Source organism: Streptomyces sp. NBC_00996, assembly GCF_045162675.1.
Taxonomy (GTDB): Bacteria; Actinomycetota; Actinomycetes; order Streptomycetales; family Streptomycetaceae; genus Streptomyces.
Genome location: NZ_CP108723.1, coordinates 284265 through 297580 on the forward strand (window position 1 = coordinate 284265; position 13316 = coordinate 297580).

Genomic DNA, 13316 nt, shown 5'->3' on the forward strand with positions numbered 1-13316 from the left:
TCTTAAGGCTAACGAGTCGGCGGGGTGCTGGACCTGCGGGAGCGGGGCCTCAAAGGCGGTGTGGGGCGGGCGGGTGCACGGGCCCCCTCAGCGCAGCCCGGCGCAAGCACGCGCCGTTGGTCTCGTGGTGGCGGGGCTCGTGCGGGCAGGGCCCGTGAAGCATGGGTCTGCTGTCTCGGGCGGCCGGGGGCTGCTGCGCAGGGGCCGGGTGTCGTGGGAAACGTGTGCCGTGCCGGGGGGCGGCTTGGGAACAACGGCGTCGGGCCATGGGCGCAGACATCGCCCCAGGGCCAAGGAAGCGGGAATCGCGTGCTGCTTACTCCCTCTCCTGGCGACGGCCGATCCACTCGACGATGAGAGTGGCGACTTCGGGCCACTTGGACATGGCGCAGTGTCCGGTGCCGGGGAGCAGGTGCACCTCGGTGTCCCGGCGGCCGTTGAAGACCAGGGTGTCCTCCCGCGGTACATGGACGTCGTCGGCGCCGTTGACGACCAGCATGGGTGCGTTCTTGTCGTCATCGAGCAGGGGCTGCAGCGAGAACGGCGTGAAGGCGTTCCCCAGTTCGGCTTCGGTGGGTTCCTGGTCGAAGCCGAGGGCGTTGCCGATGATGCCGCTCATGCCGTGGGCGAAGCCCCGGCCGGGGGCGAAGGCGGTGGCGACGGGGCCGCCGATGTTGATCGCGGCGTCGGCGTCGCCGACCAGGCCGGAGCGGGCCGAGAAGTGCCCGCCCATCGAGATGCCCAGGTGGATGACGTGCCCGTTGCCCAGGTGACGGGCCTTGCCGATGAGGGCACGGACGATGTCCGCGCCACCGTCGGCGGTCATGGGCGTGGTGGACTCGCCGGTGCCGGGGATGTCGAAGGCCACCACGCGCAGGCCGGTCCGCAGCGCCAGGTCCTCGCAGATGCCGTGGATGTCCATTTTCCAGGTGTCCACGCCGCCGCTGGCGAGCAGCACCGGAGCATCGGCCGTCCAGGCGGGCGGGATGAGCAGGTGCACGGGCACGGGCGTGATCGCGCCCTGGCAGGGGATGTCCAGGGTCTGGCGTTCGAAGGCTACGCGGTAACCCGCAGCGGCCAGCAGGTACTGCTCCAGCTGCCGCTGGTGGGCGGTGCGCTTGGCGTCGTCGGCCAGCGAGGGGAACTTCGCGTAGCCGTAGGCGAGCACGGCCGGCCGGTGCTGCCCGCTTTCGGCATACCGGGCCGCGAGCTGCGACCACTCGTACACCCAGCCGCCCGGCCGGTCGGGCCACATCTCGGTGACCGCGGCACGCACCGCTATGACGTCCTGGGACGGCAGGCCCATGCTCACCATCTGCGGAGCCCGCTCCTCGAACAGGTCCTGAGGGTCGACCTTCCACTCGTATGCCATGGCGGCTCCTCCGCTCACCAATTCTTAATGCAGGAATTCTGCGTTAACAGCACCGTATCACGCTTAACGCGAGAAACCTGCGTTACTGTGGGCGGGTGAACACCTCCGATACCCGGCGGCGCACCGGCGGCCGCTCCGCGCGCGTGCGCCAGGCAGTTCTGGACGCGACCGTGGCCGCACTCGCCGAAGAAGGCATCGAGAGCGTGAGCGTCGCAGGCGTCGCAGCCCGCGCCGGCGTCCACGAGACCTCGATCTACCGGCGCTGGAAGACCCGCGAGGGCCTGATCGTCGCGGCACTGCTCGCGCACAGCGAGCAGACACTGCCCGTGCCCGACACCGGATCCCTGCGCCAGGACCTGAGCGCCTTCGCCCGGGCAGTGGCACACATGACGGCCTCACCCCTTGGTGCCGCACTGGTACGCGCCATGGCGACCACCGACGACAGCCCGGAGATCGCACAGTCCCGGGCCGAGTTCTGGCAGGCCCGGCTCGACACGGTCCGCGCCATCATCGACCGCGCCGCCGCACGCGGCGAACTGACCACCGTCTTCGCCCCCCGGCTGGTCCTCGAAACACTCATCGCACCCGTGCACTTCCACGCGCTGATGACCCGCGAACCGCTCGACGACCACTACCCCGACCAGCTCATCGACCTGCTGCTGCAAGGACTCCAGCCCCACCAGCCCTGAAAGCCGCCGCGGCCCGCGCCGCCGGCCACGAGTCCAAAGTTCCTGCGTCGGCGCCAGCGGTTCGGCGACGACGGCCGAGCCGTCCTCGCCGGCCGGCTCAGTCGGTGGGATCCGGCTTCCTTTCACTCGCTCCCGGGCCCTGCTCGACGTGCGGGCCGCCCCCGCAGGCCGGCCGCCGCGGCAGGACCCACCTCAGTGAGGGTTGCGGCCGCCCGGCGCCTTAACGGATGTGCGACGCCGTCGAGCCTGCCCGGGCAGCCCCCGGGGGGCGGCGAGGTGTGTCCGCCCCGGCAGCAGCGGCCGGCCGGCTCTGCGGTTGTTCGTCAAGCCACGAAAGCACGGGACTCCTGCGCACCTGCCGGGGCCGGACACCCTGGTGGTCACCGCGCCGGTGAACCCGACCCCGTGGTGTGAACAGCTGCGGCGGGGCCTTCTGCGGCGCGCCGCCGGCCCCCGACATCAGTGGAGATCCCATGTCTGCATCAACGTCTGCGTTCTACCGGACAGCCCTGCTCCGCCTCGGCCTGTTCGCCCTGGTCTTCACGGCGATCGTGACGCTCTCCAAGGGCTCGCTGCCGCCGTCGGCACGCGCGCTGGCGCTCCCCGCGGGCTGTGAACTCGCCGTGTTCCTCCTCCAGCGACGGACCCTGGCACAGACCTGGGCAGCGAGCAGACAAGGCAAGTGGCCCGAACGCGCGGCGCGGCCGGCATGGCGGGAGCGCCGCAAGCCGGGCCGGGCCGGCGCAACAGGGCGCGCGGTCACCGATCCGCAGCCGCAGGCGCCGGCCCTCCAGCGCGCCGGCCAGGTGCGTGCGCTGCCCCAGGGCAGGCACAAACCCGCAGGTGAGGTGAGCTGGTATCCGTTCACCATGGGCGCCGCCGTGGCATGGGCCGGGCTCGCCCTGCTGGACGACGGGCGATGGGGCTGGGCTCTCGTCTCCTTCGCGGGGGCGCTGATGATGTCCTTCCTCATCACCCCGCTCATCCGCCCCCTCATCCACCCGCTCATCCACCCGCTCTTCCACCCGCTCATCCGCCCGTATCGAGTCCGCACGGCTCAGCGGTACACCCGGGCCCACCACGGTCCGGCCGACCTGCAATGAGCTCCACCCACACCGAGCCGAACCAGCCCGAAAAAAGGGGGGCGTGGCGTGGCGCAGCACATGTCCGCCCGCCTACTTGAACCGCCGCGGCCACACATCCCACGCACCGTGCCGCGCGGACCGCAGCCGGTCAGCAGGCCGCCGATTGAAGGACATCTCACGCACGCTGCGCCGCCGAACCGGCCAGGCGCCGGGCGAGATCGACCGGCTCACCGGCGAGATCGCCACCGTGGCGAGACCACCGCCGCGCCGGGTGGCCGTGTCACCTCCCGTGGACGTCATTGCGACATAAGCCGGGGAGTCACCTGCTGCCCGTCTGCGTGATCAATTTCGCTGTGAATGGATGTCACCGGGCAGCTTCGGCAGACCACGCGGGCTGCCGCAGCGGGTGGCCGGCTGCACGGACGCTCAGCCGAGCCACTGGCGCCAGCGAGATTCCGGCGGCTTGCAGTGGCCCGCACCGACCGCATACCAATAGGCCAGCTCGACGCGCTCCTCAAGGGGCAATTGCTTCCCGTCCGCACTGGACAGCATGTCTTCGTTGCCGTCGGTGAGGGTACTTACGGCAACCACGCAGTGCGGCCGCACCGGACGGGTCGCGTACCAGCCCGACGTCGCCAGGACAGCGACAGCGAGGCACAGGAGCACAATCCAGGACGGGACGCGGACGCGACGTCTCGTGGGCGCTTAGTACTGAGCCGTTGGTACTGAGCCGTCCGGGCCCCACTGGCGGCCTGGCCTGTCCCGTCAAGGGCGTCTTCGGCGTCGCCAGCGGCAGAAACACACTCCTTGGCCCGCCGGAAGCTCCTGGGTGACGTCAAGCCAAACCCACAGCGCAAAGCCGGCCGGCCGGCGACTTCCTCAATCACGTCGAAACGACTCCCGCGCTCAGGCTCTGGCCCCAATTGTGCGGAGCGGTTGCTCTCCGCCGCAGTATTGTCTCGGACAGGCGCTCAGCCGGTGAGATCACCGGTTTCGGGCGGTCCACCTGGTGCGCCGTACTCGACGGCGCAGGAGTTGTGGGCCGGGCATGTCGGAAGCGGCCAGTAGCCTCACGCACCATGGGCTTTGAGATCGATGCAGTGGTGGGTTACCCGATCAACGATGAGATGGACAGGGTGCTCGGGTTGGCCGAGGCGGTCGGCGAGCCCGTCACTGTCACGTTCCTGTGGGAGGGGCGTGAAGAGGCGGAACGCGCGGTGCTCGTGCCCGCGGCCACGCTGGCGTTCTGGGAGCATTGGGCCCCCACCTCCTACCCGACGAGTGACGCGGGGGAAGAGAACCGGGCTGCGGCGCAGGAGCCGGAACTGGCCCACCCAGCAAAATTCGGCACGTTCACGCTTTTTCGTCGTCGCGCGGGAGGGCGCACGGCGGTTGCTCGCAACGGCGTGGTGGTCGCCGAGCTACTGGACCCCGACGAGGCGCACTGGCTCCAGGAGAAGGCCCGCAATGTCCGCCAAGGTTTCATGGACCCGAAGCAGAAGGCGGCGTTCGAGGAGTTCCTTGCCCGGCAGGCATCCCTCGATGATCAGTGACGCGCCGACTCATGCTCCGTGGCTCAGTAATTGGTCTTCGGGCTCTGGTCCGGTTCTATGGCGTGGTGACGCTCGCTCACGTCAACAGGACACGTGTGCGGAGGAGTTCGAAGCCTGCGCGGCCGAACATCTGGCGCTTGAGCATCTTGATGCGGTCGACATGACCTTCCACGACACCGGAGTTCCAGGGCAGGGTCCGGCTGGCGGCGACGGCGTCAAGGTCGCGTTCGAGGTGTTGGGCGAACCGGCTGAGACTGGGCAGGCCGGCAGCGGTTCTGGCTGATTCGATCCACTCCGGCAGTCGGTCACCGTGCAGCTCCGTAACCATGTGGGCGAAGGTCCGCACGTGCTTGACGATGGCGTCCAGCTCGGGGCAGCCGGCCGGCGCGGCCTTGAGCTGGACCCGGTCGCTCCCGATCAGGGCGTCCGGGTGAGTCAGGAGCCAGCGGGTCACGGCGCGGGCCGATGGCGGCCGGGGTCCGAGCGGCTGGGGTTTGCACGGTGCAGCACTGTCGCCCCCACCGGATTGCGGCCGGGCGATTTTCGGGCGACCTCAACCCGCAGCACCCAGAGATCAATAGTCACGCTGTGTGCGCGACCACAAGAAGTGGTCCAGAGCCCGCGCTCAAGCACACAGCCACGCCGGGACCAGGGCACAGCGCATCGATGCCGACATCATCTGGAGCTTGTCCTGGATCTTGTCGAGTCTGCCGGGGCAGTGGATCTCCAGGACCTCGGCCTCGGCGCGCCGCGCCTGCGCGTCGCCGATCACGCATCGCGGGCCGGCGAACGCTGCTCCGTCGGCGGCGGGCGGGCCCTCACAGGCCCAGGGAGATGGCCAGCCGGGTGAGTTCGGCGGTGCTGTTGATGTTGAGCTTGGCCCGGATACGGCGGAGGTAGGCGTCGACGGTGTGCTTGGAAAGTCCCATCTGGCGGGCTGCCTGCAGGTAGGTGCGCCCGGCGGCGATATGGCGCAGCGTCTCCCGTTCACGCGGGGCCAGCGCAGGTGCGGGGGCCTGGGTCTGCGGTGCGGTGAGGGTGAGGCTCATGGGATTTCCTCCGACGGATCGTCTCGGTCATCACTGCTCACACCCTCGGAAGCAGAGAACAAATGCCCGATTGCGGGGATTTGTCCGTTTCGAAAAGACTGCCGGGGCGACGTCATGACGGTGTCCGCCGACTGTCACAGGCGTGTCACAGGCCACATCCGCGCCCACGCCGGACGCGCGCTCACCGGCACGAGCCGTACCGGCTGCGGAGATGCTCCCCGTCCCCTCCCCCTGCCGCCCTTCTGCCCGACCGTCTTCGTGCCTGCGCAACGAAAGCGGCCTTCACCGCCGGCAGGACTGCCTCCCGGGCCGCGTGCGGTGCGTGGCCCGGGCGGGAGGTCACCGGCCCCCCGGGGCGCGGGCAGAGCGCTGCGGGGCGCCGCATCGCCCCGGTGTCCCCGCTCCTGCCCCGGGCCCGGGAGGCGGGCCGCACTTCGGTCATATGCTGCCCCGGGCCCGGGACAGGAGGACGGGGACCGGGGCGGGGGGGGCGGTGTGACGGCGCCGGGTTGGTGCTCGGTGCCGGGCGGGATCATGCTTGTGTGGAGGGCCCCGGCCGTGCAGGTTCCCGAAGGGCGAGATGAGCGGCGATGGAGCGACTTCCCACCCCTTTCGGTGAGCAGGCGCAGGCAAACGCCGTGCCCGGCTCGGCCTTGACGGCCACCGCCAGGGTCGATGAGCAGGGCATCGTGACGGGGTGGAGTGAGGGGGCGCGGCGGCTGCTGGGCTATACGTCCTCGCAGATCGTGGGGCAGCGGGCCGCGCGTCTGCTCGCCGGTGACGCCGGTGACGTGGGCGAGGCGGTGTGTCGGGATGCGGCCGGGCGCCGGCGGCTCAGCGGCACCGTGGCGCTGCGCCACCGGGACGGCCGTGTGCTGCAACGGCCCCTGCTCGCGCACCGCCAGAGCCCCGGCGGGGCCGGCGGGGCCGGCGGGGCGGTCGCCGAGTGGCTGGTGGTGTCCGCCGTGGCGGGCGCACCGCGCACGGCCGGGGACCAGACGCTGAGCGAGCGGGTGTTCCGTCAGTCTCCCTGCATCCTGGCGGTCTTCGATACGGACCTGCGGCTGGTGCGGGCGAATGCCGGCATGGAGCACGCGCTGTCGCTGAGCGAGGAGCAGATGCACGGGCTGCGCCTGGTCGACATCGCGCCGCATGCCGTGAGCCAGGAGGCCGAAGCGAAGATGCGCCGGGCGCTGGAAAGCGGCGAGCCGCAGCACATGGAGGCCTGCATCCGCCCCACCGGCATCAGCGCGGAGCACGGCTGGTCGACCTCGCTGGCCCCGCTGAAAGACTCCGACGGCCGGGTGCGCACGGTGTGCCTGGCGGCCCACCACACGCTGCAGGAGCACCTCGCCCGCCAGCGGATGCTGCTGCTCAACGACGCCTCGACCCGCATCGGCACCACCTCCGACCTCCGGCGCACCGCACAGGAACTGGCCGACGTCGCCGTCCCCGGCCTCGCGGACTTCGCCGCCGTCGACCTGCTGGACGCCCCCCACCACGGCGGCCCGGTGCCCGCCGGGCCGGGACCCTTGACCATGAGCCGCACCGCGGTGCGCTCACTGCCCGGCAACAGCTCGCCCTCCCCGCCCGCGGCACCAGAGCAGTCCCGCTACCCGGAAGACTCCCCGGTGGCCCAGTGCCTGGCCCAGGGCCACGGCGCCCTGTACGAGGGGAGCGATCCCGCCCTCGTGCGGTGGGCGGCCACGGACCCCCAGGCCGCCTGGATCCGCGCGAGCGGCACCCACTCGGTACTGGTGGTGCCGATGCGCGCCGCCGGCACCACCCTCGGCGTCGCCCTGTTCGCCCGCCACCAGCGCCCCGAACCCTTCGAGACCGACGACCTGTGGCTGGCCGAGGAACTCACCGCCAGAGCCGCCGTCAGCATCCACACCGCCCGCCACACCCCCCGCCAGCACACCACCACCATGACCCTGCAGCGCAGCCTGCTCCCGCAGACCCTGCCCGACCAAAAAGCCCTGGACATCGCCACCCGCTACCTGCCCGCCGGCACCCAGGCCGGCGTCGGCGGCGACTGGTTCGACGTGATCCCGCTGTCCGGCGCACGCGTCGCCCTGGTCGTCGGCGACGTCGTCGGCCACGGCATCCGCGCCTCGGCCACCATGGGCCGGGTCCGCACCGCGGTCCGCACCCTGGCCGACGTCGACCTGCCACCCGACGAACTCCTCACCCACCTCGACGACCTCGTCCTGCACCTGTCCGCCGAAGAAAGCAGCGGCACAAGCGACAGCACCGAAACCGCCGGAGGCATCGGCACCACCTGCCTGTACGCGGTCTACGACCCCATCTCCCGCCACTGCACCCTCGCCCGCGCCGGCCACCCCCCGCCCGCCCTGGTCACCCCCGACGGCACCGTCTCCTTCCTCGACGTCCCCGCCGGCCCCCCGCTCGGCCTGGGCGGCCTGCCCTTCGAAACATTCGACACCCAACTGCCCGAACACAGCATCCTCGTCCTCTACACCGACGGCCTCCTCGAAGCCCGCGACCACGACATCGACGACGCCCTGGACAAAATGTTCGCCGCCCTCGCCCGCCCCGCCCAAACCCTCGACACCGTCTGCGACCGAATCCTCACCTCCATGCTCACCCACCGCCCCGACGACGACATCGCCCTGCTCATCGCCCGCACCCGCGCCCTCGACACCGACCGCGTCGCCGCCTGGAACCTCGCCTTCGACCCCGCCATCGTCGCCCAGGCACGCCAATACGCCACCACCCAACTCACCACCTGGGGACTCGACGACGCCGCCTTCATCACCGAACTCGTCGTCAGCGAACTGGTCACCAACGCCATCCGCTACGGCCGCCCACCCATCCAGCTCAGACTCATCCACGAAAACAACACCCTCATCAGCGAAGTCTTCGACTCCAGCAACACCGCCCCCCACATGCGACGCGCCCGCACCTACGACGAAGGCGGACGCGGCCTCCTCCTCGTCGGCCAACTCGCCCACCGCTGGGGCACCCGCCCCGCCCCCACCGGCAAAACCGTCTGGGCCGAACAAACCCTCACCACAAACTAAAAACAAACACCACCCACGCAGAGCGCCGCCCCCTGCCAAGCCCAAACGGTCCCCCCTGCACAACGACACACGCCCGCACACCCTGCAGACCATCCCCCCCCACGACCCGGCCCCCGACTCCCAGACCAAAACCAAAACCAGCACCAGGCCGGGACCAACACCAGCACCAGGACCGGGAACGGGACCGGGCCGGGACCGGGCCGGTGGGGTGCCGCCTCCCACCGACCCGAGCCCGCCCAGCTCCGCCGGCCTTCACCACCCAACAGCCAAGGGCAGCCGCCAGACCCCCCGCACCGCCGCCCCCGCCCGCCCCGCGACCTGCACCCAGCACCCAGCACCCAGCACCCAGCACCCAGCAGGGGGTACGGCACAAGGGGGCACGCCGGTGAGAGCCAGCAGGCGACGGGTAGCGCGACCTCGCCCCGGCGCCGGGAAGGATCCCCGGCCGGGCCGAAGACGGCGGCACGGACGACCGCGGCCGGATCGAAGGCACGGCCCCCCTGCCGGCCGGGCGGAATGATTCCACCCACGCCAATCACCCCTGATTCCCCATCCCCCGCACGAAACACCGCGCCGAAGACTCTCCCACCACTTCGCCCTGAGGGCCACGCACAACAGCCTGTCTCACGTGCCCGCAGACATACGTCAATGGCCGGGCGGCAAGAACATGCCACCCAGCCAGAGACGCGGTCCTCAATATTTTCCGTCAGACCCTAGTTGCCATTGCCGTTCCCGTTGCCGTTGCCGTTGCCGTTCCCGTTGCCGTTGCCGTTGCCGTTCCCGTTGCCGTTGCCGTTCCCGTTGCCGTTGCCGTTCCCGTTCCCGTTGCCGTTCCCGTTGCCGTTCCCGTTGCCGTTCCCGTTCCCGTTGCCGTTCCCGTTCCCGTTCCCGTTGCCGTTGCCGTTCCCGTTGCCGTTGCCGTTGCCGTTGCCGTTGCCGTTGCCGTTGCCGTTGCCGTTGCCGTTCCCGTTGCCGTTGCCGTTGCCGTTGCCGTTGCCGTTGCCGTTCCCGTTCCCGTTCCCGTTCCCGTTCCCGTTCCCGTTCCCGTTCCCGTTCCCGTTCCCGTTCCCGTTCCCGTTCCCGTTCCCGTTCCCGTTCCCGTTCCCGTTCCCGTTCCCGTTGCCGTTCCCGTTCCCGTTGCCGTTCCCGTTCCCGTTCCCGTTGCCGTTCCCGTTCCCGTTGCCGTTCCCGTTCCCGTTCCCGTTGCCGTTCCCGTTCCCGTTGCCGTTCCCGTTCCCGTTCCCGTTGCCGTTCCCGTTGCCGTTCCCGTTCCCGTTCCCGTTGCCGTTGCCGTTCCCGTTGCCCTGGTGGGCGTGATGGGCTATGGCCATGTGCGGCGTCGCCGTCGGGGCTGCAGCGAAGGCGCCGGTGGCGGGCAGCATCACACCTCCCGCAGCCAGAGCGGTCGAGGCGGCCAGCATCAGGAGACGTCGGGTCCTATTGGGGGAAGTCATGGGGTTTCTCCTCCGGTGAGAAATGGTGAAGGGTATCGAACGGCCCTGCCGATTCACGGGCCATTCGGCGGGATACACGTCCCGCACCACACATCGCCAGGCCTTTACCGGACGATGCGGATGGGCCACCTGATCTGCGTGAACCCATGCCTCAATTAAGGCCCGGCAAGAAAATCCCGTCACGCCCCTCAATTTCGGGACTTGACATATAAAGACGATGCCGATAGACCGCACGGACACCCGGCCGCGCGATCGCGCACGGCTGCCGGGGCAGCGCACAAGCGGGAACGAAGAAGCGCCCGCCTCCCCAGGCCTTCGGCGTAGTCGCGTGACCTCCGTTTCGTGATCATGTGAGTCCGAGGAGGGCGAGCGGTCGGCTGGCGTCGCGGGCGTTGTGCCGGAGGCCGGCAGCGATGCTGCTCTTCCCGGCGAGGCGAAGGGCGTCGATGGCGAGGTTGCGCCAGTTCGCCATGGCGCGGGGTGCGGAATCGGTTCGCAGATGGGAGGCGTTCTGGGGGAACGTCACGTCTCGGACGTGGTGCAGGGCTTCGATCTTCCAGTGCTGCGGATCAGCCGGGCGAGCTCGGCGGGTGTGGCCTGTTCCGCAGTGAGGCTGGTGACCGCGTAGGCGGTCTTGATGCTGACCTTGCCGGTCTTGCGGTCCACTCGGCGGCGCTTGGGCTGGACGGCCTGGCGGGCGCCGGGAAAGAGCAGGCTGTTCACCGTGCACACCTTGATGCGACGGATCTCGCCTCGGCCGTGGCCGGTGTCGCGGGTGCGGCCCAGCAGCGGGATCTGCTTCCAGGGAAGGGACTTGAGCTGCTTGTGGAACTTCTTCTGGTTCCCTTTCACGGTCACGATGTAGTGCGCGCCTCGGCCGAGCAGGTAGCTGGCGTGCCCGCGCTGGGTGTGCATGGCGCCGCTGGTCACAACCACGCCCGCCAGGTCGGCGAGGGTATCCAGCAGAGGCTGGAGGCAGGTGATCTCGTGGGTCTTCTCGCCTACGTCGAGTTGGGCCAGGACCAGGCCGGAGAGGTGGGCGCAGGCGGCGAGCAGATGCATCTTGCGGCCCGTGGCCCTGGCCGCTCCGCGCAGGGTCTTGCCGTCGACCGCCACGGCGTGCAGCTGACCGTCGGCCCCAGCGCGCCGGTCGGCCAGCAAGCAGCCCACCGCCCGGTCCAACGCGTTGCCGTCGATGCGGCCCATCCGCCGCCGCACCGTCGCCTCCGCTGGCAGGCACCGCTTCGGGGACAGCGGATCGGGCCGTACGACAAGGCGCTCCAGGACGGACGCCGCTGCAAGGCTCGGACCTTATCCAGAAAACGGCCACCCGGTCGCGCGGTGCCTTCCTCCCGGCGGATGGAACCAGCCGAAACGGCACTCATCCGGGCCCCTCCCTGGTTGCGAATCGCATCGATGAAGCAGGGGCCCTTCGCTCCCAGCGGGTTGTGCTGTCCCGCCGATCGTCACTACTACGACCCCCTCCGACTGCCTCTCGACAACCCGCCATTTCCCGGTTCTGCCGGTTATAGGAAGGCCACGCTTCCCGGGCCGAAATACCCGGGGCCGAGGAGGCTCTGTCCAGTTCCCAGGACAACCCTCCGACCATTCCACGCCCCTTACGCCGTGAGGTTCTTCGGCGACCGCTCCAGGTCCAAGATCGCCTTCCATGGCCTTCGCCAAACAAGCTCAGGCTGGTGCCACGACTCTCCGGCCGGAATCGCCTGCCCGGAGTGCAGGGAGGAGGCGTGGCCCAGCTGACTGTGGTCGCCCATCGACGTGTCGATGTCGACGACGGCCTGCACGCCGACGGTCACATCGGCGCCGAGGGTGACGGGACCCGTCTCGGTCCAGCCGTCGTGCGCCCGGTAGCAGGACAGCAGCACGTCCTTGCGGACGACCGTGCCGTCGCCGATGGACAGGAGGTCGGTGCAGACGGGGACGGCGCGGGAGAGGATGGTGACGCCCTTTCCGATGTGCGCGCCGAGCGCTCTGAGGTACAGCACGTACAGCGGTGAACCGGTGAACAGACGTATCGGACTGGTGCGGATGAGGGTCTTGACGCACCAGAAGCGCAGGTAGGCGGGGCTCCACAGGGGGATCCTGCGGGGGGGTGAAGTGGCCGATGAGTATCCACTTGACCGCGATGGGCAACGCGCAAGCGCCGATGAAGAGCGCCGCACTGAACAGGACCGCCCTCAGGTAGACGTCGGCCGTCCCCGAGCCTTCCAGGGTCCACTCGTAGCCAAGCACGGCAATCGTGGCGCCGAGGGAGGAGAAGACGAGGAAGATAAATAGCTGGGCCGTCCCGCACAGCGCGTGCTGCCATGGGCCGCACTGGGGCGTGACCGCTGCGCCGGATCGGGCGTCGCTCGCCGCAGGGGCGGGCTTGGCGGTCTGTGAGGCGGCATGCGAGGGTGCCGGGGACCGGAGGACAGCGGCGGGAGCCTTCGTGATCCCGGTGGCCAGGCTCCCGATCGTCGGGCACCGGTAGATGTCCTTCATCGACACCGTCGGCAGATCATCACGCTTCCGCACTCGCGCACAGAACTGGGCCATCACCAGCGAATCAGCACCCAGATCCGTGAAGAAGTCACCGTCCACCGGCACCCGCTCGATACGCAGGACGCTGGCCAGCACCTCGGCCATCTGCATCTCGGTGGCAGCCGCTGCACTGCTCGTGCCTACGCCGGTGGTGTTGGAGTACATGTGCCTTCGCCTCCTGTCAGGCCGGTCTGCTGTCTGACACCCGGGGAACGTCCCGTCCCTGCTGTGCGCGTAGTGACGTAGCAGCAGCCTTGGAAAACGGCGCGTTGTTCCGTGCCAAACGCTTCCCGCCCACTAGGCCGGATCGGGCGACGTCCGACCGCCGGTCGGCCGCTTACTCGGCTCGTTGGCAGCTGCAGGAGCCCGGTGCGGAGATCCGGAGTGAAGCGTGCGAGATCGAGACCGATCAATCCCGCGGTCGGCGACGCACAGACGGGGGTGTCGTCCGGGGTCGGCGACGCGGACGACATGGCACGGAGCTGAGCCGTGTCCCATGCTTCCAGGCTCCGGGAGGATGCCGGTT

At 69.9% G+C, this 13316-nt stretch carries 12 protein-coding genes and 2 pseudogenes; 5 read left to right on the plus strand and 9 right to left on the minus strand.

What is annotated here, in order from left to right; genetic code table 11:
- Positions 1-316 precede the first annotated feature (316 nt).
- Positions 317-1372 carry an alpha/beta hydrolase gene (locus tag OG390_RS01425; RefSeq protein ID WP_406164609.1) on the minus strand — a complete coding sequence of 352 codons (1056 nt, stop codon included), beginning with the start codon at positions 1370-1372 and terminating at the stop codon, positions 317-319.
- Between the two features lie 95 nt (positions 1373-1467).
- Between OG390_RS01425 and OG390_RS01430 the strand changes: the two genes are divergently transcribed.
- From OG390_RS01430 to OG390_RS01445, 4 genes and pseudogenes are all read left to right on the plus strand, one after another.
- On the plus strand, positions 1468-2061 hold the full coding sequence (locus tag OG390_RS01430; protein ID WP_406164610.1) for a TetR/AcrR family transcriptional regulator: 594 nt from the start codon (positions 1468-1470) through the stop codon (positions 2059-2061).
- Between the two features lie 473 nt (positions 2062-2534).
- The gene (locus OG390_RS01435) at positions 2535-3164 is read left to right on the plus strand and encodes a hypothetical protein (RefSeq protein ID WP_406164611.1); all 630 of its coding nucleotides are present in this window, start codon (positions 2535-2537) and stop codon (positions 3162-3164) included.
- Between the two features lie 118 nt (positions 3165-3282).
- Positions 3283-3423: pseudogene (locus OG390_RS01440) on the plus strand (ISNCY family transposase); the annotation flags it as partial.
- 802 nt (positions 3424-4225) lie between these two features.
- Positions 4226-4699 carry a hypothetical protein gene (locus tag OG390_RS01445; RefSeq protein WP_406164612.1) on the plus strand — a complete coding sequence of 158 codons (474 nt, stop codon included), beginning with the start codon at positions 4226-4228 and terminating at the stop codon, positions 4697-4699.
- 76 nt (positions 4700-4775) lie between these two features.
- Here OG390_RS01445 and OG390_RS01450 read toward each other — a convergent pair whose 3' ends face one another.
- From OG390_RS01450 to OG390_RS01460, 3 genes are all read right to left on the minus strand, one after another.
- Complete coding sequence (locus OG390_RS01450) at positions 4776-5027, minus strand: transposase (RefSeq protein ID WP_406177444.1); 252 nt, start codon at positions 5025-5027, stop codon at positions 4776-4778.
- Positions 5028-5324: 297 nt separating this feature from the next.
- Positions 5325-5471, minus strand: coding sequence for a hypothetical protein (locus tag OG390_RS01455; RefSeq protein WP_406164613.1), 147 nt, complete (start codon positions 5469-5471; stop codon positions 5325-5327).
- A gap of 46 nt (positions 5472-5517) precedes the next feature.
- Positions 5518-5748 (minus strand): response regulator transcription factor, encoded by a 231-nt coding sequence (locus OG390_RS01460; protein ID WP_406164559.1) that lies wholly within the window; start codon positions 5746-5748, stop codon positions 5518-5520.
- Between the two features lie 590 nt (positions 5749-6338).
- Between OG390_RS01460 and OG390_RS01465 the strand changes: the two genes are divergently transcribed.
- The gene (locus OG390_RS01465; RefSeq protein WP_406164560.1) at positions 6339-8792 is read left to right on the plus strand and encodes a SpoIIE family protein phosphatase; all 2454 of its coding nucleotides are present in this window, start codon (positions 6339-6341) and stop codon (positions 8790-8792) included.
- A gap of 713 nt (positions 8793-9505) precedes the next feature.
- Here OG390_RS01465 and OG390_RS01470 read toward each other — a convergent pair.
- The 5 genes and pseudogenes from OG390_RS01470 to OG390_RS01490 form a co-directional block, all read right to left on the minus strand.
- Positions 9506-10246 carry a hypothetical protein gene (locus tag OG390_RS01470; protein WP_406164614.1) on the minus strand — a complete coding sequence of 247 codons (741 nt, stop codon included), beginning with the start codon at positions 10244-10246 and terminating at the stop codon, positions 9506-9508.
- Positions 10247-10592: 346 nt separating this feature from the next.
- Entirely contained in the window at positions 10593-10772 is a 180-nt protein-coding gene (locus OG390_RS01475) for a hypothetical protein (protein WP_406164615.1), read from the minus strand.
- Positions 10769-11452, minus strand: a complete 684-nt coding sequence (locus OG390_RS01480; RefSeq protein WP_406164616.1) for an ISAs1 family transposase — start codon at positions 11450-11452, stop codon at positions 10769-10771. Before OG390_RS01480 ends, OG390_RS01475 begins: the two co-directional genes overlap by 4 nt.
- A 413-nt stretch (positions 11453-11865) precedes the next feature.
- A complete protein-coding gene (locus OG390_RS01485) occupies positions 11866-12252 on the minus strand; it encodes a hypothetical protein (RefSeq protein WP_406178335.1) in 387 nt (128 codons plus the stop codon).
- A gap of 514 nt (positions 12253-12766) precedes the next feature.
- A pseudogene (locus OG390_RS01490) lies at positions 12767-12955 on the minus strand (phosphopantetheine-binding protein); the annotation flags it as partial.
- Between the last annotated feature and the right edge of the window lie 361 nt (positions 12956-13316).